The 24,459-nt window shown below is 72.8% G+C and carries 22 protein-coding genes; 9 read left to right on the top strand and 13 right to left on the bottom strand.

The window, feature by feature from the left end; genetic code table 11:
• Positions 1-169 precede the first annotated feature (169 nt).
• Genes A3IC_RS54595 through A3IC_RS0115085 form a run of 3 tightly spaced genes read left to right on the top strand, consistent with a single transcriptional unit; the run spans position 170 to position 4,000 of the window.
• On the top strand, positions 170-1,120 hold the full coding sequence (locus A3IC_RS54595; protein ID WP_020550882.1) for an oxamate carbamoyltransferase subunit AllH family protein: 951 nt from the start codon (positions 170-172) through the stop codon (positions 1,118-1,120).
• Positions 1,104-2,582, top strand: a complete 1,479-nt coding sequence (locus A3IC_RS0115090) for an AllF/FdrA family protein (protein WP_020550881.1) — start codon at positions 1,104-1,106, stop codon at positions 2,580-2,582. Before A3IC_RS54595 ends, A3IC_RS0115090 begins: the two co-directional genes overlap by 17 nt.
• Positions 2,579-4,000: a YlbE family protein gene (locus A3IC_RS0115085; RefSeq protein WP_020550880.1), complete on the top strand. Its 1,422-nt coding sequence runs from the start codon at positions 2,579-2,581 to the stop codon at positions 3,998-4,000. Before A3IC_RS0115090 ends, A3IC_RS0115085 begins: the two co-directional genes overlap by 4 nt.
• A gap of 192 nt (positions 4,001-4,192) precedes the next feature.
• On the opposite strand, the gene A3IC_RS0115080 is transcribed toward A3IC_RS0115085, so the two are convergent.
• The 3 genes from A3IC_RS0115080 to A3IC_RS0115070 are packed head-to-tail and all read right to left on the bottom strand — an operon-like array spanning position 4,193 to position 7,379.
• Positions 4,193-5,302: an XdhC family protein gene (locus tag A3IC_RS0115080; protein ID WP_020550879.1), complete on the bottom strand. Its 1,110-nt coding sequence runs from the start codon at positions 5,300-5,302 to the stop codon at positions 4,193-4,195.
• Between the two features lie 6 nt (positions 5,303-5,308).
• On the bottom strand, positions 5,309-6,475 hold the full coding sequence (locus tag A3IC_RS0115075) for a vWA domain-containing protein (RefSeq protein WP_020550878.1): 1,167 nt from the start codon (positions 6,473-6,475) through the stop codon (positions 5,309-5,311).
• Position 6,476: 1 nt separating this feature from the next.
• On the bottom strand, positions 6,477-7,379 hold the full coding sequence (locus A3IC_RS0115070) for an AAA family ATPase (RefSeq protein ID WP_020550877.1): 903 nt from the start codon (positions 7,377-7,379) through the stop codon (positions 6,477-6,479).
• A 491-nt stretch (positions 7,380-7,870) separates the two neighbouring features.
• Between A3IC_RS0115070 and A3IC_RS71025 the strand changes: the two genes are divergently transcribed.
• Genes A3IC_RS71025 through A3IC_RS69710 form a run of 3 tightly spaced genes read left to right on the top strand, consistent with a single transcriptional unit; the run spans position 7,871 to position 9,809 of the window.
• The gene (locus A3IC_RS71025) at positions 7,871-8,317 is read left to right on the top strand and encodes a DUF7134 domain-containing protein (RefSeq protein WP_245599301.1); all 447 of its coding nucleotides are present in this window, start codon (positions 7,871-7,873) and stop codon (positions 8,315-8,317) included.
• Positions 8,318-8,323: 6 nt separating this feature from the next.
• On the top strand, positions 8,324-9,118 hold the full coding sequence (locus A3IC_RS71020) for a sensor histidine kinase (RefSeq protein ID WP_245599300.1): 795 nt from the start codon (positions 8,324-8,326) through the stop codon (positions 9,116-9,118).
• Between the two features lie 16 nt (positions 9,119-9,134).
• Positions 9,135-9,809 carry a response regulator gene (locus A3IC_RS69710; protein WP_026218290.1) on the top strand — a complete coding sequence of 225 codons (675 nt, stop codon included), beginning with the start codon at positions 9,135-9,137 and terminating at the stop codon, positions 9,807-9,809.
• 31 nt (positions 9,810-9,840) lie between these two features.
• On the opposite strand, the gene A3IC_RS62320 is transcribed toward A3IC_RS69710, so the two are convergent.
• Positions 9,841-10,596 carry a nucleotidyl transferase AbiEii/AbiGii toxin family protein gene (locus A3IC_RS62320; protein WP_020550874.1) on the bottom strand — a complete coding sequence of 252 codons (756 nt, stop codon included), beginning with the start codon at positions 10,594-10,596 and terminating at the stop codon, positions 9,841-9,843.
• 364 nt (positions 10,597-10,960) lie between these two features.
• Positions 10,961-11,629 carry a rhomboid-like protein gene (locus tag A3IC_RS0115050; protein WP_169400927.1) on the bottom strand — a complete coding sequence of 223 codons (669 nt, stop codon included), beginning with the start codon at positions 11,627-11,629 and terminating at the stop codon, positions 10,961-10,963.
• Positions 11,630-11,813: 184 nt separating this feature from the next.
• Between A3IC_RS0115050 and A3IC_RS71015 the strand changes: the two genes are divergently transcribed.
• Positions 11,814-12,068, top strand: a complete 255-nt coding sequence (locus A3IC_RS71015) for a response regulator transcription factor (protein WP_020550873.1) — start codon at positions 11,814-11,816, stop codon at positions 12,066-12,068.
• 105 nt (positions 12,069-12,173) lie between these two features.
• On the opposite strand, the gene A3IC_RS54580 is transcribed toward A3IC_RS71015, so the two are convergent.
• From A3IC_RS54580 to A3IC_RS69705, 4 genes are all read right to left on the bottom strand, one after another.
• Positions 12,174-13,493 (bottom strand): FUSC family protein, encoded by a 1,320-nt coding sequence (locus A3IC_RS54580; protein ID WP_020550872.1) that lies wholly within the window; start codon positions 13,491-13,493, stop codon positions 12,174-12,176.
• Positions 13,494-13,706: 213 nt separating this feature from the next.
• The gene (locus tag A3IC_RS0115035) at positions 13,707-14,870 is read right to left on the bottom strand and encodes a serine hydrolase domain-containing protein (RefSeq protein ID WP_026218278.1); all 1,164 of its coding nucleotides are present in this window, start codon (positions 14,868-14,870) and stop codon (positions 13,707-13,709) included.
• 222 nt (positions 14,871-15,092) lie between these two features.
• Positions 15,093-17,693, bottom strand: a complete 2,601-nt coding sequence (lanL, locus tag A3IC_RS0115030) for a class IV lanthionine synthetase LanL (protein ID WP_040876639.1) — start codon at positions 17,691-17,693, stop codon at positions 15,093-15,095.
• A 188-nt stretch (positions 17,694-17,881) separates the two neighbouring features.
• Positions 17,882-18,052: an SflA family class IV lanthipeptide gene (locus tag A3IC_RS69705; RefSeq protein ID WP_169400928.1), complete on the bottom strand. Its 171-nt coding sequence runs from the start codon at positions 18,050-18,052 to the stop codon at positions 17,882-17,884.
• A gap of 252 nt (positions 18,053-18,304) precedes the next feature.
• Between A3IC_RS69705 and A3IC_RS0115020 the strand changes: the two genes are divergently transcribed.
• Positions 18,305-19,126: a phosphatase gene (locus tag A3IC_RS0115020; RefSeq protein WP_020550868.1), complete on the top strand. Its 822-nt coding sequence runs from the start codon at positions 18,305-18,307 to the stop codon at positions 19,124-19,126.
• A 94-nt stretch (positions 19,127-19,220) separates the two neighbouring features.
• Here the strand turns inward: A3IC_RS0115020 and A3IC_RS0115015 are convergent, their stop codons facing one another.
• Positions 19,221-19,649: a DUF5997 family protein gene (locus A3IC_RS0115015; RefSeq protein WP_020550867.1), complete on the bottom strand. Its 429-nt coding sequence runs from the start codon at positions 19,647-19,649 to the stop codon at positions 19,221-19,223.
• A 58-nt stretch (positions 19,650-19,707) separates the two neighbouring features.
• Here A3IC_RS0115015 and A3IC_RS0115010 point away from each other — a divergent pair, with 58 nt between their 5' ends.
• The gene (locus A3IC_RS0115010) at positions 19,708-20,484 is read left to right on the top strand and encodes a LysR family substrate-binding domain-containing protein (RefSeq protein ID WP_026218277.1); all 777 of its coding nucleotides are present in this window, start codon (positions 19,708-19,710) and stop codon (positions 20,482-20,484) included.
• 49 nt (positions 20,485-20,533) lie between these two features.
• Here A3IC_RS0115010 and A3IC_RS0115005 read toward each other — a convergent pair whose 3' ends face one another.
• The 3 genes from A3IC_RS0115005 to qcrB all read right to left on the bottom strand — a co-directional run bounded on the left by A3IC_RS0115005 (position 20,534) and on the right by qcrB (position 24,440).
• Complete coding sequence (locus tag A3IC_RS0115005; protein ID WP_052173495.1) at positions 20,534-21,877, bottom strand: MFS transporter; 1,344 nt, start codon at positions 21,875-21,877, stop codon at positions 20,534-20,536.
• 199 nt (positions 21,878-22,076) lie between these two features.
• Positions 22,077-22,724, bottom strand: a complete 648-nt coding sequence (locus tag A3IC_RS62315) for a hemerythrin domain-containing protein (RefSeq protein ID WP_020550864.1) — start codon at positions 22,722-22,724, stop codon at positions 22,077-22,079.
• Positions 22,725-22,784: 60 nt separating this feature from the next.
• Positions 22,785-24,440 (bottom strand): cytochrome bc1 complex cytochrome b subunit, encoded by a 1,656-nt coding sequence (qcrB, locus tag A3IC_RS0114995; RefSeq protein WP_020550863.1) that lies wholly within the window; start codon positions 24,438-24,440, stop codon positions 22,785-22,787.
• Positions 24,441-24,459: the final 19 nt, after the last annotated feature.

Raw genomic sequence — 24,459 nt, 5'->3', positions numbered from 1 at the left:
GATTCAAGTCGTTCCGGAAGAGCGGCCACACCGTTGCTCACCCGACCCGGGGGCCTCGACCACACCGCGTTCACCACCGACGCGCGGCGCTTCGTTCCGTATCGCCTCGGTTCCGCACCGCATCAATTCGCACCGCTTCGATTCCGCACCGTTCCCGGGAGGCACCATCGTGGTAGACCCGGGAGAACACGCCGATCCGGTGTCGACGACGCCGGTGCCGGGCTCGGCGTCGGTGCGCGTTCGTGCGGCGCTGGAAGGACCGACCCGGCCGGCGCGGGTGCTCGGCGTCTTCCCGGCCGCGATCTACCTGGCCGACCCGGAGCGAAACGTCCTCGCGCTGTGCACCCACGACGCGGTACGGCTGCCCAACGCCGTCGTCCTCGCCGCCCGCACCGCCGCATCGCCCTTCCCCGCACTGGCAGCCCGCGCCGACGCCCGGATCGGTGACGGGCGGGTGAGCCTGGGTGCGCTGGACGTGACGGTGGTCCGCTGGTGGACCCCGCCGCGGCCGCCCGCACCGGGCGACGCCGAAACCGTCCGGACCGGCCGCGCCGCGCTGCGCACCGCGCTGGGGCCGGTACGCACCGGGCTGTCCGGCCGGGCCCGAGCCGACCTGGCCGACCTTGGCCGGTACGCGGCGACCGACTCCGAGCGGGCCGGCGCCGCCGCGCTGCGCCTGATCGGCCTGGGCCCGGGCCTGACCCCCAGCGGCGACGACGCCCTGTGCGGCTTCCTGCTCGCGCAGCGCCTGCTGGACCCCGAACCGACCGGCGGCCGGCGCGCGGACACCCTCGGTGCCCGCGTCGCGGCACACGCCCCCGGCCGCACCACCGACCTGTCCGCCGCCCTGCTCGGCCACGCCGCCCGCGGCGACGGCTGCGCGCAACTGGTCGACCTGATCGGCGCGGTGGGCCGCAGCACCGACGTACTCCCTCGCCTGCACCGCCTGCTGACGGTGGGCCACACCTCCGGCGCGGACCTCGCCCACGGCGTCCTGGCCGGGGCCGAGGCAGCCGACGCAGGCGCCGTACCAGCCGTGGCCGCAGCCCCGTACGGGCGCGGCGACGGAACCGAACTCCCGTACCCCGAAGGAAGGAGCGCCCGTGAGCAGCGCGCTTGAGCTGCGCCGCGGAACATACCGAGACTCGGTCAGCCTGATGCAGGTGAGCCGATCGGTATCCGCGGTGGACGGGGTGACCAAGGCGCTCGTCGCCATGGCGACGGAACTCAACGTCGGCCTGTTGGCGGGCATGGGCTTCGAGACCCCCGACGGCGCCGGACCCAACGACCTGATCGTGGCCATCCGGGCCGACGACGAGGACGCGCTGCGGCGTGCCCGCGAGGTGCTCGAAGAGGCCCTGGTGCTGTCCACCGGCGGCGGCACCGGGATCGGCTCCGCCGCCGGTGTCCCGCCGCGCACGATCCGCACCGCGGCGGGTGCCACGCCCGGTGCGAGCCTGGCCCTGGTCTCGGTGCCCGGGCCGCACGCGTTCGCCGAGGCGATGGATGCCCTCGAAGCCGGCCTGGACGTGCTGATCTTCAGCGACAACGTGCCCGTCGAGCAGGAGATCCGACTCAAGGACGTCGGCCGCGAACGCGGACTCCTGGTGATGGGCCCCGACTGCGGCACCGCACTGGTCGGCGGCGTCGGCCTCGGCTTCGCCAACTCGGTGCGCCCGGGCCCGATCGGCATCGTGGCCGCCTCCGGTACCGGGTCGCAGGAACTGATGTGTCTGCTGCACGCGGCCGGCAGCGGTGTCAGCCACTGTCTGGGCGTGGGCGGACGCGACCTGAGCGAGGCGGTCGGCGCGCGCTCGACGCTCCAGGCGTTGGCGATGCTGGACGCGGACCCGGCCACCGAGTTGATCGTGGTGGTCTCCAAGCCGCCCGCCGACGCGGTCGCGGCCGAGGTCGAGCGCTACGCGGCGACGCTGGCCACGCCGGTGCAACTGGCCTTCCTCGGGCAGGGCCGCGACGACCTGACGGCCGCCGCGACCAAGGCGCTGGCCGCCATCGGACATCCCGGGGTCCAGGGCCGGGTCTGGCGACCCGAGCAGGCGGCGCCCACCCGCACCGGCGCGTTGCGCGGGCTGTTCTGCGGCGGCACGCTGTGCGACGAGGCGATGATCATCGCCGCCGACCGGCTCGGGCCGATCGCGTCCAACATCCCGCTGCGCGCCGATTGGGCGCTGCCCGCGGACCTGCACGCCGCCGGGCACCTGATGATCGACTTCGGCGACGACGGCCTGACCGCGGGCCGCCCGCACCCGATGATCGACCCGAGCCTGCGCCTGGAGCGACTCGCCGAGGAACTGGCCGACCCGGCCTGCGCCGTACTGCTCCTGGACGTCGTGCTCGGACACGGTGCGCACCCGGACCCGGCCGCCGACCTGGCCGAGGTGCTGCGCGCGGCCGGGCCGAACTCGCCCACCGTACTGATCTCGCTGTGCGGCACCGACCTGGACCCGCAGGATCTGGCCGCCCAGGCCCGCACGCTCACCGCCGCCGGCGCCGAGGTCCACCTGTCCAATGCCGAGGCCGCCCGGCGCGCCGTGGCGATCGTAGAAGGGCTCGACGCGTGAGTGCTCCCAACCCCCGAGGCAGCGCGCTGCTGACCCGCGACCCGTCGGTGGTGACCGTCGGCGCCGAACTGCTCGCCGACGCGCTGGCCGCCCAGGCCGTACCGGTGACCGCCGTCGACTGGCGCCCGCCGCTGCCCGGCACCGCCGACGCGCTGGCCGCGGTGCTCGCCGACGCGCGCCGCGAGGCGGCCAACAAGGTCGCGATCGAACGGGTTCTGGCGTCCACGCCGCATCTGGTGGACGTCAAGCCCGCGAGCGAGGCGCTGGGTCTGACGGCCGGCCAGTTCCGGCACGCGGGACCGCCGATCGACTGGGCCCGGGCGTCGGGGCCGATGCGCGGCGCGCTGATCGGCGCGGTGCTCTTCGAGGGCCTGGCCGACTCGCCCGAGGCGGCGGAGAAGTTCCTCGCCCAGGGCCACGCCGAACTGGACTCGTGCCACCACCACCACGCGGTGGGGCCGATGGCGGGCGTGGTCAGCCCGTCGATGTGGATGTTCGAACTGGAGGACACCACCCACGGCACCCGCGCGTGGTGCTCGCTGAACGAGGGTCTGGGCAAGGTGCTGCGCTACGGCGCGTACGGATCCGAGGTGATCGACCGGCTGCGCTGGATGTCGGCGGTGCTGGGCCCGCTGCTGCGCACCGCGGTGCGCGCGGGTGAACCGATCGACATCCGGGCGATCATCGCGCAGATGTTGCAGATGGGCGACGAGGGCCACAACCGCAACCGCGCGGGCACCCTGATGCTGCTGCGCGAACTGTTGCCGAACATGATCGACAGCGGCGCGCCGACCTCGGACATCGCCGAGGCGGCCCGCTTCGTCGGCGGCAACGACCACTTCTTCCTGAACCTGGACATGCCCGCCTGCAAGCTGGCGATGGACGCGGGGCGCGATGTGCCCGGCTCCTCGCTCGTGGTGGCCATGGCCCGCAACGGCACCGACTTCGGCATCCAGGTCTCCGGCACCGGCGACCGCTGGTACACCGGCCCCGCCGAGGTCCCGGACGGCCTGTACCTGGGCGCGTACGGCCCGGAGGACGCCAACCCCGACATCGGCGACTCGGCGATCACCGAGACCGCGGGCATCGGCGGCTTCGCGATGGCCGCGGCGCCGGCGATCGTGCGGTTCATCGGCGGCGAGGTGGACGACGCGCTGGCCGCGACCCGGCGGATGTACGAGATCACCCTCGCGGAGAACCCGGCCTACCAGATTCCGGTGCTGGACTTCCGCGGCACGCCGACCGGGATCGACGTGACCAAGGTGGTGCGCACCGGCATCCTGCCGCAGATCAACACCGGTATCGCCGGCAAGGTCGCGGGCACCGGCCAGGTCGGCGCGGGCCTGGTCACCCCGCCGGCGGACTGTTTCGTCGCCGCGATCGAGGCACTGGCCGAGGCGACCCCGCCGATCGGCTGAGGTACACGAGGCAGGGAGCCCGCCACGCGATTCGCGCGGCGGGCTCCCTGACGTGCGTGGGGCTCGACTTCGTGTGTGCGGCGCTCAGCCTGTGGTGCTCGGCCGTGCGGCGCTCGGCCCGTGGGGCGTGCCGCCCAACCTGCGGTGGTCCGCCGCGTGGCGCCCAGTCTGCGGGACTCCGCCGTCCGGTGCTCAGCGGTGGATGCGGCCGTCGGTGAGCGACAGCGGGCGCGCGGAGCCGCCGTGTCGGGCCTGGATGATCTCGGCGAGCACCGCGATCGCGGTCTCCTGCGGCGTGCGCGCGCCCAGGTCCAGGCCGATCGGGGAGTGCAGCAGCGTCAGCTCGGCCTCGGTCACGCCCGCCTCGCGCAGCCGGATCAGCCGGTCCGCGTGCGCACGTCGGCTGCCCATCGCGCCGACGTAGGCGACCGGCAGCCGCAACGCCCGGACCAGCACCGGAACGTCGAACTTGGGGTCGTGGGTGAGCACGCACACCGCAGTGCGCCCGTCCACCCGGGTGCCCGCCAGATAACGGTCGGGCCAGTCCACCACCAGCTCGTCGACGTCCGGAAAACGCTCCGCCGTCGCGAACACCGGGCGCGCGTCGCACACGGTCACCCGGAACCCGGCCAACGCGCCCATCCGGGCCATCGCCACCGCGTAGTCGTTGGAGCCGAAGACCAGCAGGCGCGGGCGCGGCACGTGCGAGCGCACGAAGACGATCTCGTCCTGGCGCACGCCCAGCGCCTCGACCGGGAGCAGTGCCTCGCCGTCCGCCCGGGCCAGCGTGGTCCGGTCGGCCGCGAGCAGCTCGCGCAGCGCGAGCACGAACGGGCCGCTCTCCTCGTCGCCGGCGACCTCTCGGTCCGGGCCGACCACCACCCGGGCGCCGAGCCGATCCGCGTCGGGTGTGGCGACCACGGTGGCGACCGCGAGCGGCCGACCCTCGCGCAGTGCGGCGACCAGCTCCAAGAACTCCGGATACCGCACCGGGTCGACCGGCTCGACGTAGACCTCCAGCGTGCCGCCGCAGGTCAGACCCACCATCAGCGCGTCGTCGTCGCTGATCCCGTAGGCGGCGGTGCGCGGCCGGCCCTCCGCGATGACCTCCAGCGCCAACTCGTACACCGCGCCCTCGACGCACCCGCCCGACACGCTGCCCAGCGCCACACCGTCGGCGGACACCGCCATCACCGCGCCCGCGTCGCGCGGGGCGCTGCGCAGCGTGGACACCACCGTGGCCAGCGCGAAGGTGCGCCCGTCCCGATACCACGCCTCCAGCCGGTCGAGCAGTTCACGCATCGTCGTTCACCCGGTCCGTCGCTCGTCGACCAGCAGTGCACACAATTCCTCCAGCGCCGCCAGGCTGTGCCCGGCGACAAAGTCGTCAACGTACGGCAGGGCCGCGGCCATACCGCCCGCAAGGGGTTGATACCCCTCGCGGGCCCGATGCGGATTGACCCAGACCACCCGATGGGCGAGCCGATGCAGCCGCGCCATGCCCACCGCGAGCCGGTCCGGATCGCCGCGTTCCCACCCGTCGGAGGCGATCACCACCACCGCGCCGCGGGCCACGCCGCGCCGGCCCCAGCCGGCCAGGAAGGCGTGCAGCTGGTCGCCGAGCCGGGTGCCGCCGCTGAAGTCGGGCACCGCGGCGGACGCGGCGGCCAGTGCCCGGTTGGGATCGGTGTGGCCCAGTTCGCGGCTGATCCGGGTGAGCCGGGTGCCGATGGTGAACACCTCGGTACCGCGACGCCGGCGAACCGCGGCGTGGCCCAGGCGCAGCAGCGCGTCCGCGTACGGGGCCATCGACCCGCTGACGTCGAGCAGCAGCACCAGGCGGCGCGGCCGCACGACCCGCTCGGTGTGGCGCAGCCGGTCCACCTCGCCGGTCCGCAGCGCCGCGCGCACCGTGCGGATGCGGTCGATCCGGCCGTGCCGGGCCGGCCGCCGACGCCGGGTGCGGCGCATCGGCGCGGCCGGGCGCAGCAGCGCGAGCAGGCGGCGCAGCTCGGCGCGCGCGGCCGGATCCAGCGCGGCGATGTCGCGCCGGCGCAGGATCTCGGTGCGGTCGGCCGCGGCGACCCGGGGTTCGTGCTCGGTCTCGCCGGCCTCCGGTGCCCGGTCGGTGCCCGGCAGGCCCACCGCGCGCTCGGTGTCCACGGCGGGCCGGCGGCGGCCCGGCGGCGGTTGTTCGCAGCCGAAGTACGCGGTGAACGCGGCGTCGTAGCGGGCCAGCTCCTGCGGGCCGGAGCACAGCGCGAGCCGGCCCGCCCAGTACGTGCCCGCCCGTTCGTCGACGCCCAGCTCGGCCGCGGCGGCCAGGAAGACCTGCACTCGTCCCGGGTCGGCCGCGACGCCGGCGGCCCGCACGGTACGGGCGAAGGCGACCAGGGTCTCCACCCCGTCTCGGCGCGTCGGCGCGGCCGCGGCGGCACGCACCGTGGCGGCGTCGAGGGGGCTGTGCCCGGCCATCTCAGTCGCCCGCCGCGAGCAGCCGGTCGAGCCCGGCCGTGCGGATGCCGTCCAGGTCCTCGCGATGCTTGAGCACCGCGCCGAGGGTGCGTGCCGCGCTGTCCGGGTCCAGGTCGCGCACGCCCAGCACGAGCAGCGCGCAGGCCCAGTCCAGCGTCTCGGACACACCGGGCGGCTTGACCAGGTCGGCCCCGCGCAGCCGGCCGACCGCGCGGACCACGTCCTCGGCCAGACGGGCGCTCACCTCGGGCAGCCGGCGGCGCACGATCGCCACCTCGTGCGCGTGGTCGGGGTGGTCGAGCCAGTGGTAGAGGCAGCGCCGCTTGAGCGCGTCGTGCAGTTCGCGGGTGCGGTTGGAGGTCAGCACCACCAGCGGCGGCACCTTCGCGGCGATCCGGCCCAACTCGGGCACCGTCACCGCGAAATCGGACAGCACCTCCAGCAGGAACGCGTCGAACTCGTCGTCGGCCCGATCCACCTCGTCCACGAGCAGCACCGCCGGTGCCGCCTCGATCGCCCGCAACACCGGCCGGGCGATCAGGTACCGCCGGTCGTAAAGCCCCGCCTCCAAAGTGGCGGCATCGGTCTCACCCGCCGCGCCGGCCGCCCGCAGGTGCAACATCTGGCGTGGGAAGTCCCAGTCGTAGAGCGCCTGCGAGGCGTCCAGGCCCTCGTAGCACTGGAGCCGGAACAGCGGTACGCGAAACGCGTCCGACAGGGCCTGGGCGAGCGCGGTCTTGCCCACCCCGGGTTCGCCCTCGACCAGCAGCGGTCGGCCCATCCGCAGCGCGAGCCAGGCGGCGGTGCCGATGCCGTCCCCGGCCAGGTAGTCCACGCCGTCCAGCCGGGCGACCACAGCCTCGGGCCCGTCGACGTCCTCGACGTCCCACCACGCCTCCGCCACGGCACACCCCTCGACACGCGTACTGCCCGGCCCGTCCGGGACGGACGATCGGTGTTCAGTACATGCTGTGCAGGCCGCGTCCACGACGGCAACATCTGCCAAAGCGCGGCGCGATCCCTGCACATCCGTGCCGGGGCGGTCGGTCGGCGCCAGGAGTGCGTCACCTCGACCACGCGCCGTCGTGGAGCCGACGCACGAGTCGCTCGTCCGCGTCCGGGTCGAGCACGGCGAACATTCCCGGGCCCGGTGGTGGTGGAAACGCCTGGCAGTCTCCCACCACGGACCCGCGCCCACCGGCTTCGGGCGGTGCCCCGGCGGGCGAGCCGGCCCACCCGCGTCCGCCGGGCCGAATCCGCACCGGCGCGACTACAACCAGCGTGGTAGCCAGGTGTGGGCCGCGGGTTCGACGACCGATCCCCCATCGCGGGCCACGCTGCGCCGATGCGGGCGCGAACGCTGTGGAGTCGGCGGGTTTCAACCTTCCTCCGATCGTGGTGGACACGATCCTGGCGCTGTCCTACATCGTGGTCAGTCTGCTGTCGGCCCGCGAGGATCCCACCGGGAATCGGCGCGACACCGACGCGTTCGGCTTCGTGCCGATCGTGGTGATCAACCTGCCGCTGGTCCTGCGCCGACGTGCCCCGATCCCGGTCCTGCCGGTCATGCTCACCCTCCAGGTCTGGTACATCGCACTGGGCTACTGGCCGGTGGTGAATTCCCTCGGCGCGCTGATGGCGACCCACACGGTCGCCGCGCACCGCCCGATCCGGGTCCTGGCGTGGTGCGTGCCGGCGGTGGGCGCGACCTGGCTGTACGCCGGACTGGCCGCGGACGGCGGCTCGATGTCCACCGTCGTCGCCCAGGTCCTGGTCATCCCGCCGGGGGTCTGCCGGTTCGGATTCGCGGCCCGGCGGCTGAGCGAACGCAACGCGCAGTAGGCGGTGTTGACGGTCCGGCCGGCCCGCGAGCAGGAAGCGCGGGCCCGGCGCGCGGTGACCGACGAACGGGTGCGCATCGCACGCGAGTTGCACGACGTGGTCGCCCACCACGTGTCGGTGATCTCGGTGCAGGCGGGCCTGGCCGAGTATGTGCTGACGTCCGATCCGCCCACCGCCGAGGCGGCGTTGCGCACGATAGGCGAGACCACACGCGAGACGCTGGACGAGATGCGCCGGATGTTGATGTTGCCGCGCGCGGACGGCGAGGACGCGCTCGGCCCCGACGGCGCGCCACCGGGCGCCGCGCGTGGGCGGACCGCCGACGATCGGCTGGATCCGGCGCCCGGACCGGCCCGCTTGCACGAGGTGGTGTGCCGGATCCGGGCGGCTGGGGTCGACGTGCCGTGCCGGACGGTGGGCATCGAGCGGCCGTTGTCGCCGGGCATCGAGTTGTGCGCGTACCGGATCGTCCAAGAGGCGCTGACCAACGTGCTCGAGCGCGCCCGTACCGCCCGGGTGGACCTTTTTGCTGGGATATGGGCCGCGACACCTGCGGATCACCGTGACCGACGACGGCGGCGAGGGGCCGACGGCCGCACCGCACGGGCCGGATCCGGGCACAATCGGTGGGGTGGCGGGGCACGGCTTGATCGGCATGTCCGAGCGCGCCAAGCTCTACGGCGGGACGCTCGTTGCGGGACGGCGACCCGAAGGGGGATTCGAGGTCGCCCTCGTCCTGCCGATCCCGGCCGAGCCCGCCGGGAGCGCGGGGGACGTCCAGGCCGCCTTGTACCGACGTGACGGAAGGAACGACGGGGTGACCAAGGTATTGGTGGTCGACGACCAGGTCTTGATCCGGGCGGGACTGGCCGCGTTGTTACGCGCGGCCCCGGGGATCGAGGTGGTCGGGGAGGCGTCCGACGGGGCCGAGGCCGTCGACATGGCCGGGAAATTGCGTCCCGAGCTGATCCTGATGGACATCCGGATGCCCGGGGTGAGCGGCGTGGTCGCCACCGAACGCATCCTCGCCGCGGCCGAGGGCACGCCGCCTCGGATCGTGGTGCTGACCACGTTCGATCTGGACGAGTACGTCTACGCCGCGCTGCGCGCCGGGGCGTCCGGGTTCCTGCTCAAGGAGATCGGCCCGCAGCGGTTGTTGGCCGCGATCGACGCGGTGATGGCCGGCGACATGCTGTTCGCGCCCAGTGTCACCCGGCGGCTGGTCGAGACCTACGTCTCCTTCGCCGACACCGCCGTCGGCGGTGAAGTGCCGCCCGACCTGGCGGCGTTGACCGGGCGGGAACTGGAGGTGCTGCGCCTGGTCGGCAGGGGCATGGCCAACAACGAGATCGCCGGCACGCTGGTGGTCACCGAGTCGACGGTCAAGACCCACTTCAACCGTGCGCTGGCCAAGTTGAACCTGTCCAGCCGGGCCCAGGCGGTGGTGTTGGCCTACGAGACCGGTCTGGTCACGCCCGGCGGCCGGCGCTGATCGTCCGACGTGGCGGGTGCGGCGGCCCGGGTCATCCGGGTTCCTCGCCGGGCGGTCGTTCCGCCGGGGCCGTCGACTCCGCCAGGGCCGCCAGCTTGGCCAGTACCCGCGGGTCCAGCGCGGCGGCGATCGGGCGGCTGTGCCGGGCGGAGAGCTCGGCGAACCGGTCCTGGAACCAGGCGCGGACGGCGGTTGCCCGCGCGGCCGGCGCGCCGAAGCGGGTGAACTCGACGTCCTCGCGCTCGGTGACGCGCTTGAACGCGGTCAGGAAGTCCTCGACACGCAGCTCCGGATCGTGTGCCAGGGCCAGGTCGAGCAGCCGGTCGACGTCGTAGTGGTCGGCGAGCGCGAAGACGTCGAAGGCGTCCCGTACCTCCGAGCGCAGCGCGAGGGTGACCAGCTTGGCCGCGGCGAGGTCGTCGGGATGCAGCACCGGGACGCCGGCCACGACGGCGGGCTCGTGGGTGCGGGGCGCGACGTGCAGGGTGAGCGGCGTGCCGTGCCCGGCCCCGGCCGGCCGCACGCTCATCCGCACGAACGCCTTGCCGCCTGCCCTGCCGTCGACGGTGACGCGGCAGCCCTGCTCGGTCAGGGCCGCGACGATCGCGGTGCGGGCGGCGGTGAGCTTCCTGGCGTCGCGGGCGGCGAGGGCGACGTCGACGCCGTCGCTGTCCCGGTCCGACAGGCCGTGCCGACGCAGGCCCCGGGCACCGGCCAGGGCGACCCCGAAGGGCTCGCCGGCTGCCACGACGGTGTGGATGAGCTGTTCTTCGGGGCTGTTCCGCACGGTGTCCGGTCCTCGGCTTCGGGGCTCACAGGGTACGACGGACCGACGCGGCGCCCGCATGCGCCTACTCCGAGGGTTGACCCGTCCGGCTCGACTACCGCACCGGTTCGATCCGCCCCTCCACCCCCGACCGGATGCGGCTCGTGCGGCCCGGCTGCTTGGCTGGACACACGGCGGTTCGCCGGGCCTGCCCCGGACACCCGGCCTTCGACCGCTCGGCATGAGCTCGTGCACGGGGGTGAGCTCAGATCGGCTCCGGGGCCGGCCGGTGCGGGCCTCGCGCACCGGCCGGCCCTGGGGTGCCCGCCCGCCCGTCGTCGGGCCCGCTCGGCGCGCACCGTTCGGCCGCCGACGAGCAGACCCGTCAGGAACGCCGTCGCGTGCCCCACCGCCGTGACGTCCCACCCGGTGATCCCGTCCGACAGGTGCGGCGATCGCACGACAAGCACCCCGTCGCGAGCCGGCGCGCCACCCGCCGGCGCCCGTACAGCGCCACCGCGCCCAGCGCCGAGAACACCAGGTACGACGGCCCGACGTCGGGCATGTCGGCCGACGCGCCTCCGCCCCGGCCGGCGGCGATCCGACCGGCCGGGATGCCCTGGGCGAGCAGCGTGCCGCCCAGATGCCCGAAGGCCACGAGCAGGGCGGCCCGGAGATTGCCGAAGCGATCGCCCAGGGCAAGCAACACGAGCACGGCGAGCGCGAGTTGCGGCCACGGGCCGGGCTCGAACACGAAGGCCGAGGTGCCCAGGGCCTCGATCGGCCGGCCGCGCAGGTTGCTCGGGTTCGTCGAGGACCAGCCGACCAGCGCGGCGCGCTCCGCAGGGCCGAGCAGCCACTCCTGAACGGCCGTCACGGTCCCGGCCACGATCAGGTAGGCCACCGGCAGCGCGCCGCGCCGCACCGACGCGGCCCGACACCTCGCCCGAGTCGCGCGCGAGCGGCCGACCATGCGCATCCCGGCCGCGGGACGGACCCGTTCGGTCTCGACAGCGGGGGAGCCGCTTACCGGGCACGGGTGTCGGCTCGTCACGATGGGACCACTCCTCGGCGTCGGCGGACGGTGTGTCCGTCGAACCTCGCAGCCACCGCGAGGTGTTCGCGTCCGGCGGGGGAAAGACCGGGCAGAGGTCTGTCGCAGGAGGGACGCCGGTCCGGGCATCCGACCCGAGGTGGATTCCGCGAGTGGTTCCGTGGGCAGAGGTCCGGCCGCTCCCGTGCGCGTAGCGTCGGGACGTGGACTCGACGACGCCACGGGCGTACCCATCCATCCGGACCACCCAAGGTTCCTGATCGCGACCGGCTCCTCGAACGCCGAGATCGCCGCCGAGCTGTTCGTCACGATCGGCACGGTCGAGACCCACGTCAGCCGACTGCTGACCAAACTCGGCGCCCGCGACCGGGCCCAGTTGGTGATCGCCGCCTACGAAAGCGGCCTGACCGGCAACCCGAAGCCGCAACCGACCCGATGACCGGGTCGGCTACCCGTGGACGCGCGCCCGGGCCTCGCGCGCACCGGATGCGTCGCGCGTGCGCTGCGGGCGCCGGGTGCGTCGTGCGGCGGCGGGCCGGACCCGTCACCCGCGTCGGCGCAGCGTGTGTCGGTGCAGCCGGCGTGGCACCCGCAGCAGCCGATCGCTGGGCGCGACGACCCGGCGGATGCGCTCACGCACCGCCGGGCCGGGGCGGGTGACCGCGGCCCGCAGCCGGCGCTCCTCGGCGAGCCGCCGGCGGCGCTCGTCGATCCGCTGCGCCAGGTCCCCCGGGGTGCCCGCCGGCCGGGTCTCGTCCACGAGTTTGTCGACCGCGGTCAGCAGGGTGCCGTACAGCTCCCAGCGGTCCGGGTTCTCGATCGAGTCGGCGAGCAGGATCGCCTCGGTCCGCGAGCGATCCGCATCCGCCTCGATCAGCCGTTCACGCAGCCTCTCCTCGGCCAGGGCGGAGTCCTCCGGGCGGTCCTGGCCGTGCAGCACGACCAGGTGGCCGTATGCCGCGAACAGCGCGGCCAGCGAGCGAAACAGGCTGCGCAGCGATTGCGCGGTGGCCAACGGGATCTCGGTGTACGCCGGTTCGCCGCGTTCGCCCCGCGCGTACAGCCCGCCCAGCGCCCGGCACACCATGCGCAGCGCCACCGCGCTGATCTCGGCGGTGTCCAGGCCGCTGCGCAGCGCGAGCACCCGCACCGTGGCCCGCCGGCCGCGCGGATTGAGTCGGGTGCCCTCCTCGGCGGTGGACAGCGTCGCGTCCACCCGCACGATGTCCCGGTCGATCCGGCGGGCCTCCTCCAGCCAGCTGTGCGCCCGGTGGTAGTCGACGTCGTCGTCGAGCTCCCCGGCCATGGTGTCCAGGAGTCGGGTCAGCGCGTCGAAGGCGGACATCACCGCCTCGTTCGCGGGCCGCACGTGCACTGGCGGCGCCAGGACCAGGGAGAACACCATGCCGACGGCGGCGCCGATCAGGGTCTCCGCGACCCGGTCCCACGCGGTGTCGGCGACCTGGCTGACGCCCAGCACGATCATCGCGCTGATCGCCACCTCGTTGATCGAGTCGCCGAGCCGGATCAGGTGCCCCAGGCCGAGCGAGGCCAACAGCAGCAGGGTCAGACTCCACCAGTTGAGCCCGACGGCCTCGCTGAACAGCACCGCGATCAGGACCCCGAAGACGACGCTGGCCACCCGCTGGGCGCCGGTGGTGAAGGTCGCGTACGAGGTGACCTGGACCACCAGAAGCGCCGTGAGCGGGGCCAGGATCGGCTGCGGGTCGGCTCCGGCCAGGAACAGCGCGGCGACGTAGGAGGTCACCGCCGCCACGGTGGTGCGCAAAACCTGGGCGACCAGCGAGGTTTCGCTCTCCTTGACCCTGGACAGCGCCGCAGTCAGATCGACTTCCGACGGCATTCGGCTCCCTTCTCCTCTTCCGCGCCTTTCCTCGGCCTCTCCGATGGACGGATTCCCCTTGTATGCCCTGTTCCGGACGCGCACACCACGACTCGGAGATCACATCGGCGTGCCCGGACGGCCGGCTGAGCGGTCGGGGGTGGGTCGACGACGAGGGACCGTCCGGCCGGGGGCGTCACCGCACCCGGCCGGACGGTCCCTGTCAGCTGCGGTTCAGCGGCAAAGGGCCGTGTTCACGACGGCGTCGACGCGGTCCCGGGCTGCCTGGCCGTCGAGTTGCATGGTCACCGCGACGTTGACGGCGCGGCCGTCGTCGGTGGCCCCGCCCCGGGTCTCGTATCCCGGGAAGCTGCCGCCGTGGCCCCAGTAGAGGCCGCCGCACGGCAGCGGCTTGCTCACGAGCCCCAGCCCGTAGCGGGCGCCACGGCCGAAGGTTTCCTCGGCGGGGACGGTGGTGCGCATCTCGGCGAGTTGGGCCGCCGGCAGGAGACGGCCGGACAGGAGCGCGGTGTAGAACCGGTTGAGGTCGGAGTTGGTGGAGATCAGCTGACCGGCCGCCCAGCCCCAGGAGGGGTCGATCTCCGTGATGTCGGTCGGGGGCGCATCGGCCGAGACCCGGTAGTAGCCCTTGGGATGGGGTTCTCGGATGGTCGCGTCACCGGGGGCGGGGAAGTAGGTGTGGCGCAGCCCGATGCGCTTGATGATGCGTTGGTCCATCTCCTGGGCGAGGTGTCGGCCGGTGACCTTCTCGACGATCAGGCCGGCCAGTACGTAGTTCGTGTTGCTGTATTTCCACTTCGTCCCGGGGTCGAAGTCGGCCTTGTGTCGGAGAGCGATGTCGACGAGTTCGCGCGGTTCGAAGTAGCGGACCTCCTCCCCGAGATGGTCGCTGTAGTTGGGAAGTCCGCTGGTCTGCTGGAGGAGTTGACGCACGGTGATGCGGCGACCGTCGATGCCCTCCCCGCGCACCAGGCCCGGCAGGTGGGTGTCGACCTTGTCGTCGAGGCCGATCCTGCCTTCGCCGACCAGTTGCAGCACGACCACCGCGGTGAACGCCTTGGTGTTGCTGCCGATCCGCACCTGCCCGTCCCTGGGCACCTTCGTGCCGGTGGCCAGGTCGCCCACCCCCGCGGTGTAGGTGCGGGTGTGGCCCGCCCGGTCGCTGACGCTCGCCAGCCCGGCGGGCAGCTCGTCGGAGCGCACCAGTGCGCTCAGGCTCTGCCGGACGGTGTCCGGCCCGGCGGCAGCGGATGCCGCGGGCGGTGCCAGGACACCCATCGCCAGCACGCCGACGACCATCGCGGCCGGCACGACTTTGCGCCGACCGTCCTGCGACCGACCGGAAGAACGAAACCTCTGCCATGCTTGCTCTCGCACGAGCCGAACTCCTGCACAATCTCGGGGAACCAGCGGGTTGACGGGTTCAGCATGTCCGGCGGCGACCCCCCTGGACGAGCGTGCCACCCGGCCACTACAGGTAGTGCCAACCCCCGGATATCGCGCGGACGGGTTCCGGAACCACGCGCGCCCCGCGCGCCGAACCGCGCGGCGCAACGGCCGCTCGGTGGGTAGCCTCCGTCGGACCGGCGCGGCGCACCGTCACAGGCTGTGCGGCGGTGCGACGAGGCGCTCGCCGCCCCGGTCGCGCACGCGGCGCAGCAGGGAGAGCACGCCCGCGCCGCCCGTGGCCCAGCCCGGGTCGGCGCCGGCGAGCGTGTTGTCCGGGAACAGCGGGCGGCGCACCGTACCTCCGCTGCGGGCCAGGATCAGTGCCACCACGTTCTCCGCGGCCCGCCAGTATTCGTCGTCACCGGTGGCGAGCGCGGCGTCCACGAGCAGCTCGCCGACTCCGGACAGGCCACAGCACTGCGACACCAGGCTCATCCTCGGCGCGAGCGCATGGCACAACCGCGCGCAGCGCAGGCCGAGTTCGAGCAGTTCCGGCTCTCGGGCGGGCGAGCCCGCCGCGATCAGCACGGTGCCGATCCCGGCCAGGCCCCGACACCAGGACCCGAAGTGCCGGGCGGCGCCCGGGCGAGTCGCCGAGGCGAGCAACCCCGGTGTCTCGGCGGCGAGTCGATCCAGACCCTCGCGGGCCGCGAGCGCGAGCGCCGGGTCGGGGTCCGCGTCCCGGCGGGCGTGCAGGACGGTCAGCGCGTGCAGGAAGTGCACGATGCCGGCGCTGCCGTGGGCGTAGCCGTGCGCGTAGGCCGCACGCGAGGAGGCCGGTGGCAGGTCGAGCTCGGCGTGCTCCGGGTCGTGGCACCGGTCCAGGAGTGCCTTGGCGCAGGCGTTCGCCGCGGCCAGATGCTTGGCGACCTGCTCGACCCGCCCTGCCCGGTGCGCCTGCCGGGCAAGCAGCAGATGGCCCGTCCCGGCGCCCGCCGCGCCGCCGATCTGGTCACCGGTGTGGTCGTACGGCAGCGGCTCGGATGGGAAGGCCGGCAGCAGCGGGACGTCGCCGCCCGGCAGCACGGCCGCGCCGCGCAGGAAGAGTTCGACCCCGGTCCGACCGGTGTACAACGCGCCGGAGAGCGCGCCCGATTCGGGGTGTGCCGCGGTGCGCCGGGCCGACTCGGCGACCGCTTTCGGCACGCCCGGCCGGTCGAGGTGGTGCAGCAGTTCCAGGCCCACCCCGGCCGCGCCCGCGTAGAGCGCCAGCGTCGATCCCGGCCGCGGGCCGGACCCGGCGGGCAGGTCGGCGGCGGCGCGTACGCAGTCGGCCACGGCGTGGGTGATCACGTCGTCCAGGAGGCGGGCGGTGATCCGCGGCGGCGTCGGCAACCGGCGTCCGCGTGGCGGTTCGGGCAGGCCGGCCCGCAGGCGCCGGGCGCAGTCGATGCGCCGCGCGCGATCGAGGTCGAGCAAGCCGGCGACCAACGCCCGGACCGGTCGGTGCGCGGCGCCCGGCAGCGCGGCGGCCAGGCAGGCCAGGGTGCGATCGCGGTCGACGGCCGGGTCGGGGTCGACGATCACCGGGTCCATGCCGGTCAGCGCGTAGTGCAGCGTCGCGCCCAGCGCGTACAGGTCGTCCGCCGGGTCGGGCGGGTCGTCGGTCGAGCCGGTCGTGAGGGTGTAGCCGGGAGTGCCGCCCGTCGGGCGATGTGGGCCCAGCGCGCTGATGCCGAAGTCGACCAGCCGGCAGGTGCCGTCCGTGTCGAGCACCACGTTGGCCGGTTTCAGGTCGAGCATCACCACGCCCCGGGCGTGCATTCCGTCCAGGACCGCGAGCAGTCGGCGGGCCAGCGCGGTCACCCGGCGCCCGGGCAGCGCGTCGCCCGGATAGGGGCCGTGCGCGTGTACGTCGCGGCGCAGGTCTTCGGGGCCGCAGTCGGTGGTGACCAGGTATTCGTCCTCACCGTGGCGCAGATGGTCGAGCACGCGGGGTACGCCGTCGAGATCGGCCAGGGTCGCCAACACGGCGCGCTCGTGCCGCAACCGGCCCCGGGCGTCCACCCCGTCGCCGTCCTCGCCCGCGTACGCCCTGGCCTGCTTGACCACCACCCGCTCGCCGGTCGTGGTGTCCAACGCGCGATAGACGTCTCCGTGCGGGGAGCGGGCGATGCCCGTGGTGAGCCGGTAGCGGCCGCCGACCAGGCGGGCGGGGCGTCCCGGGGCCGGTGCGGGGGCGCCGAACGGGTCCGCCGCCCACGGTGGTTGGCGGTAGCGGATGCCCGCCCGGCCGGGGAAGCGCTGTCCGTCGGGGCCGGTCATCACCAATTCGGCGGCACTGGAGCCGAGGGCGCGGAAGGGCCCGTAGCGGTAGTAGACGGGCGCGTCGGGGCGGACCCGGCGGTCGCTGAGCACGCGCGGGCCGCCGCGACCGGCCAGGACGTCGGCCAGTTCCCGGCCGAGGGCCGCCACGTCCTGTTCGCGCGGGTAGACGGTGACCGCCTTGCCGACCACGGCGGGGTCGCGTACTCCGGCGTTGAGTTCCTCCAGGACGGCGGTGCCGGCCGCGAACTTGGCCAGGCAGGGGTAGCGCAGCAGGACCGGGACCAGCAGGTCCAGCGTCTGCGGGAAGTCCTCGGGGCGGGCCGAGACGTGCAGTTTCCAACCGTGGTCGAGCGCGGGCATGCGCGGGTCGAACAGATGCAGCCAGACGTCGTCCACGCGGCAGCGGCGGTCGTGACCGGCCACGAGCGCGTCCAGCCGGGTGCGCAGGTCCTGCGCGGATCCGTTCGGAATCGACCGCACCATGCCCACTCCTGCTTCTGCCGCTGCTCGATCCGCCGCCGCCGCGGGTGCCACGGGTGGGCACCGGGGCGCGAGCCCGATCGGGTCGAGCCGTTTCCGATCGGGCCGTGCGTGCCGGGTGCGTCCGGACGATCGAGTCGTCCGGCTCGTCGGGCCTGTCCGATGGAGTGGGTCAGGCCGATCCGTTCGGGTCAGGCGTTCCAGTCGCACCCGACGCGGGTCGTCGCGGTCACCCAGGGTTCGGGCAGACACGCCTCGATCCGGCGGTCCGGGTTCGACTCGTCCTCGAACTCGACCAGTTCCTCTTCCACCTCGACGTCGAGCGGACCGGCGTCGCGGATCTCCACCGTTACGGGGCTCATATCGATCCTTCCTGCAAAAAAGGCGGGTAGATCATCACACGAACCATGCGTCTTACGGTCGTTCGCGGCCGGCGTGCTCACGGCACCTCCGGTGCGGATGAGGCGGGTGGGTCGTCGTACCGCGCCAATAGTCTCCACGGTGGACAACAAAAGGAGAACGTGTCGAATCGGCCGGCTTATGGCGGGATTTCGCGTCGGCGAACGGGAAGGGCCGAGCGCTCCGGCCGTCGGGCGGGTGGGCACAATGGCCTCATGACGACGCCGAACACCCCTCCGTCCCGAGACGAGTTGCTTCGGCACCTGGCGAGCACCCGCATCGCCGGCCGGGTGGCCACGCCCCGTGAGGTCAACCTTCGACACTATGCGGAACTGGTGAAGGGCAACCGGCGCTTCTGGTTGGGCCTGGACCTGGGTGATCGCTGGAAGACCGAGGAGGACGTGCTCGCCGTGATGGTCGAACGGGCGGGTGTGCGTCCCGACCCCGACCACCGCACCGGCCAGGACACCATCGACCCCCGGCTGACCCTGGACGGGCTCGACCGCATGGCCGCCGTCCTGCGCGACGCCGCCGCCCGCCGGCTGCGCGTGCTGCTCGCGACCGGCCACCCCGGCGGTCTGCTGGACGTACACCAGGCCATCGGTCGGGCACTGCGGGCGGCCGGCGCCGAGATCCTCGACATCCCCCGCGGGCTGCACACCACCGAGGGCGACGACGAAACCAGCGGCAGCGTCCGCCAGTTCGGCGACGTGGCGGTGCTGGAGCGCGGGGCCACGCTGTGGCACACCCACGCACCGCAGCCGATGAGCGCGATCCTGGACGCCCTCGCCGCGACCGGGCGACCCGGGCCCGAGTTGGTCATCGCCGACCACGGCTGGGCGGGCCGCGCCGGGCAACACGGCATTCCCACGGTCGCGTTCGCCGACTGCAACGACCCGGCCCTGTTCCTCGGCGAGGCCGAGGGCACCATCACGGTCACCGTCCCGCTCGACGACCACGTGGTGGACGCGCGGGACTACGCACCGATGACCGCCTACCTGCTCGCGGAGGCCGGGCTGACCCGGCACGCCGGCTGAGCCGGGCCCGGCCTGCGGGGCGGCCGGCGGGCGCAACCGACGCCCGGCCGGCCCACTCCGGCGGCCGACATCCGGGCGACCGCCGGAGCGCGGGTCAGGAGCGCGGTCGGCGCGCCTTCGCGGGGCGCTCCTCGCTCTCCTCGGCGCTCTTCTCCTGGTTCTTCTCCTTGATCCGGATCGCTTCCTTCCGGACCTCGGCCTGGGTGGCGCGCTCCTGGCGCAGCCACTCGGGACCGTCCTCCTTCAGCGCGTCGATCTGCTCGGTGGTGAGGGCGTCGGTGATGCCGCCGCGAGCGAGGCCGGCGATGGAGATGCCGAGCTTGCTCGCGACGACCGGCCGCGGGTGCGGGCCGTTGCGGCGCAGTTCCTGGAGCCACTCGGGCGGGTCGGCCTGCAGCGCGTTCAACTCGTCGCGGGAGACGACACCCTCTTGGAACTCGGCGGGGGTGGCCTGGAGGTACACGCCCAGCTTCTTCGCCGCGGTCGCGGGCTTCATCGTCTGGGTGGTCTTGTGCGACGTCATGCCGTCAAGAGTAGCGACCGTGTGCGGTGCCTCCGATCATGGCCGGTAGCCTGACGTGGTGACAGGCTCGGAAGTACCCACCCCGTTCCGGCTCGCCTACGTTCCGGGGGTGACCCCCGCCAAATGGGTGCGGGTCTGGAACGAGCGGCTGCCCGATGTCCCGTTGACCCTGATCGCGGTGTCCGCCGCCGCCGCGGCCGACGTGCTGCGCGCGGGTGAGGCCGACGCGGGGTTGGTGCGGCTGCCGATCGAGCGGACCGACCTGAGCGCGATCCCGCTGTACGCCGAGACCACGGTGGTCGTGGTGCCCAAGGACCACGACGTGGCGGCGGTGGACGAGGTGGTCGCCGAGGACTTCGCCGACGCCGTCGTACTGCACCCGCTCGACGACACCCTGGAGTGGGAGCAGCGCCCGGGGGTGCCCGCGAAGGAGCGGCCCGCGACCACGGAGGACGCCGTCGAACTGGTGGCGGCGGGGGTGGGTCTGCTCGTCGTCCCGCAGTCGCTCGCCCGCCTGCACCACCGCAGGGACCTCACCTACCGGCCGGTGACCGACGCGCCCGAGTCGCGCGTCGCGTTGTCGTGGCCACAGGAGCGGACCACGGACCTGGTGGAGGAGTTCATCGGGATCGTGAGAGGCCGCACGGTCAACAGCTCGCGCGGGCGGACCCCGACCCCGCCGCAACCGAAGGACAAGGCCAAGTCGCAGCGCCCCGACGCCTCCGGCGCCAGGCGCAAGCCCGGCGCGGCCGGCGGGGCGGCCGGGAAGGGCGCCCGCGGTGGCCCCGGCGCGACCAAGGGCGCCAAGCGCGGCAAACCACGCGGCCGTTCCTGACCCGGAGCGCGGCCCACCGCCGGAGCGCGATCGATCCCGACGGGCGTCCTCACGCCTTGACGACGGCCGGCGCGGGGCGTGCGGCCGGTTCCGGCGCGCCCTCGGGGACCACGCGGAACAGGGCGATGGCGCCGGCCAGGCTGATCGCGCACATCGCGACGAGGTACCACGTGACACCGGTCGAGGAGTGGCCGGCGTTCAACAGCGCGGTGGAGATCGTCGGTGCCAGTCCGCCGCCGAGGACGGCGCCGAATTGCAGGATCAGCGAGGATCCCGAGTAGCGAACGTGCACCGGGAAGGTGTCGGCGATGATGCCGCCCTGGACACAGTGCGTGATGGGAATGATGAGGCCCATGCCGGCGAGGGCGAGCACCGCGAGTGCCGAATTCCCGGTGTTCAGCAGCGGGAAGAAGGCGATGCACCAGGCCAGGATGGCGGCCGAGCCGCCGATGAACATGGTGCGTCTGCCGTATCGGTCGGCAATTCGCGTCCACAGCGGAATGCTCACGAACCAAAGCACGGCGGCGGCCGAGATGCTCAGGATCAAAAAGCGCTTCTCATAGTCGAGATGCTTGGTGCCGTAGGACAGCGTGAACACCATGAACACATAGGCGACGGCCGAGTTGGCGACCACGGCGAGCACGGTGAGGCCGAGTCGGGGGAGGCCGACCTTGAATGCCTCGGCGAGCGGGAAACGGACCACGTGGTCCTGTTCGAGAGCACGATTGAAGGATGGCGATTCGGTGACCCGCAGCCGAATCACCAGACCTGCCGCGACCAGGATGAAACTCATCAGGAACGGGATGCGCCAGCCCCACCCGGTGAACGCGTGATCGCTCATCCCCGTGCTGGTGGCGAGGAAGACCATGTTCGCCAGGACCAGCCCCGCAGGCGTTCCCATCTGCGGAAATCCCGCGTAGAGGTTCCGCTTCCCGGCGGGCGCGTGCTCCATGGACATCAGCGTCGCGCCGGCGCCCTCGCCGCCGAGGCCGATGCCCTGGATGATGCGCAGCAGCACGAGCAGGACCGGTGCCCAATATCCGATCGTGTCGTAGTTGGGAATGACGCCGATCAGGGTCGAGCCGACTCCCATCAGCAGCAGCGACACCACGAGGGTCGCCTTTCGGCCGATGCGGTCGCCGAAATGGCCGAAGACCAGCCCGCCCAGCGGTCGTGCGACGAAACCGACGGCCAGCGTGCCGAATGACGCGAGAGTGCCCGCCGCCGGACTCAGCGAAGGGAAGAATTGTTTGTCGAAGATGAGTGCGGCGGCCGTGCCGTAGAGAAAGAAGTCGTACCATTCGAGCGTGGTCCCGGCCAGTGTCGCGACGGCCGTTCTGCTTGCGGCCTTTTCGCCGTGGTCCACGCTCTCAGTTGGAGCCGAATTACGCATGGGTGACCTATCCACTCGGGGGGCGGGCGTTCACTCCGCAAAGCCGCTGCGGCGGCCGATGTTCACAGCGCGTTAACATGGATCCTGACCCCGGGAGACATCACATTCAAATGCCGAATCCGAAGTGCGGTATATCCGTTTCGGTATGACGCCGTGCTTCCCCCGATTCCGCGACGCGGATCGGTCGGTGCGGATCGGGTTACCAGCGGACCCGACGGGTGTGGCGGGCGCGCAGTGCGCGGTGGGCGAGGCGCACGGCCGGCGGGAACTGGGACCGGACCGCGGCCTCCCGGTCCGGCGGAAGTCCTTCCAGGAGCCAGGACAGGAACGCCGCTCCGCTGCCGAGGCCGAGCGGCTGCCGCTGGGCGATGTCGAAGTGCGCCCAGTCGCCGGGCTTGACCAGGTTCGCCACCAGGGGCAGGACGGTCGTCTCCTCGTGGTGGAGGTGCGCGGTCAACGTCGCGGCCAGCCGGGTCGCGTGCTCGAGTGTGCGACTGGCGGGTCCGCGTCCGGACAGGCAGTCGTCGACCGTGGCCACCAGTTCGGCCACGTGCCGATGCTCGTCCTCGAATGCGATGACCAACCGGCGCAGGCCCGGACCGGGGTCCGCCGCGGCACGCAGGAGCGGCCACAACACGGTGTCCTCGGCCTCGTGGTGGACGGTGAGGTATCGGCAGAAGTCCGTCCAGCCGGGAGTGGCCACCGGCACGCTGGTCCGGGCCCAGACCACCAGCGCGCGCAGGTCGCGGCGCAGGGCGTGGTGCACGGCGTGGATCAGGACGGGGTCCACGCGCGGCCCGCGGCCGGTCCGACCGGGGTGCGCGCGGGGTGGGACGGTCGAGGACATGACGGGTCTCCTCGGGGGTGGGGCTGCCGGTGATCGGTTCGCTTGGGCGACGGCGGCCCGTTACGGGTGTTCGTGGTCGCCGGTGAGTTCCCGGTATTGCGCGGCCGTAGGCTTCGCGATCGGCTCGGCGAAGTACCAGTGCGACATCCTCGAACGCAGCTTCTGCGAACGCTTGGTCTTGCGGGCCACCCCGTTCTCGTCCTCGGCCGGCTCCAACTCGTACGGCTTCGGCTGTTCGTGGGCGGTGAGGGTGTGCCGCACCCCGGCTTCCAGCGGTTCGTGGATCTCGACGAACTCGCCGTGCGGGAGCTTCTTGATCACGCCGGTCTCGCGACCGTGCAGGACCTTGTCCCGGTCGCGGCGCTGCAGACCCTTGCAGATCCGCACCGTGGCCAGGTAGGCCAGGAACGGCCCGATCAGGAAGGCGAAGCGGCCGATCCAGGTGATCGTGTTGATCGACAGGTGGAAGTGGGTGGCGATCACGTCGTTGCCGCCGCAGACCCACAACACGCCGTAGGCCACGATCCAGGCGACGCCCAGGCCGGTACGGACCGGCATGTTGCGCGGGCGGTCCAACAGGTGGTGCTCGCGCCGGTCGCCGGTGATCCACGCCTCGATCCACGGGTAGGCGGCGATCACGGTGAACAGCACGCCGGGCACGATCAGGGACGGGATCAGCACGTTGAAGCTGAGCGTGTGGCCCCAGATGTTCCATTCCCAGTTGGGCATGATGCGCAGCGCGCCCTCGATGAAGCCGATGTACCAGTCCGGCTGCGAGCCCGCGCTGATCTGGCCCGGGTTGTACGGACCGTAGGCCCAGATCGGGTTGATCTGCACCATCCCGCCCAGCAGTGCGGTCACTCCGAACACGAGGAAGAAGAAGCCGCCCGCCTTGGCCGCGTAGACGGGCAGGAACGGCTGGCCGACCACGTTCTTCTCGGTCTTGCCTGCTCCGACGAACTGGGTGTGCTTTTGATACCAGACCAGGGTCAGGTGCACGGTGACCAGGCCGACCATGATGGCGGGGACCAGCAGCACATGGATGGTGAACAGCCGGGGCACGATGTCCTCGCCCGGGAACTCCCCGCCGAACAGGAAGAACTGCACGTACGTGCCGACCAGCGGGATGGCCAGGATCACGCCCTCGGCGATCCGCAGACCGGTGCCGGAGAGCAGGTCGTCCGGCAGCGAGTAGCCGGTGAAGCCGTTGAGCATGGCCAGGATCAGCAGCAGGAAGCCGAACAGCCAGTTGATGTCCCGCGGCTTGCGGAACGCTCCGGTGAAGAAGATTCGGAACATGTGCACGAACAGGGCCGCGATGAAGATCAGCGCCGCCCAGTGGTGGATCTGGCGGATCATCAGGCCGCCGCGCGTATCGAAGCTGATGTCCAGCGTCGAGGCGTACGCCTGGGACATGTGGATGCCCTGGAGCGGTACGTAGGAGCCGTCGTAGACGACCTCCTGCATGCTCGGCTTGAAGAACAGCGTCAGGAAGACACCGGTCAGCAACAGCACGATGAAGCTGTACAGGGCGATCTCGCCGAGCATGAAGGTCCAGTGGTCCGGAAAGACCTTCCGCAAATGCCGCTTGGCGACGCCGTAGATGCCCAGCCGACTGTCGACGGCGTCGGCGAAGCGCACGCCCGCGCCGTCCGGGACGGGCAGGGCGGTGTTCGCCCCGCCCTTGGCCGCCCCGGTCCGTTCCCCTGTGCTCATTCGCGATGTCCCTCTCGTC

It is taken from the genome of Embleya scabrispora DSM 41855 (genome assembly GCF_000372745.1).
GTDB classification, from domain to species: domain Bacteria; phylum Actinomycetota; class Actinomycetes; order Streptomycetales; family Streptomycetaceae; genus Embleya; species Embleya scabrispora.
Note: the sequence above shows the minus strand (reverse complement) of the source record. Positions and strands in the feature narration are given on the sequence as shown.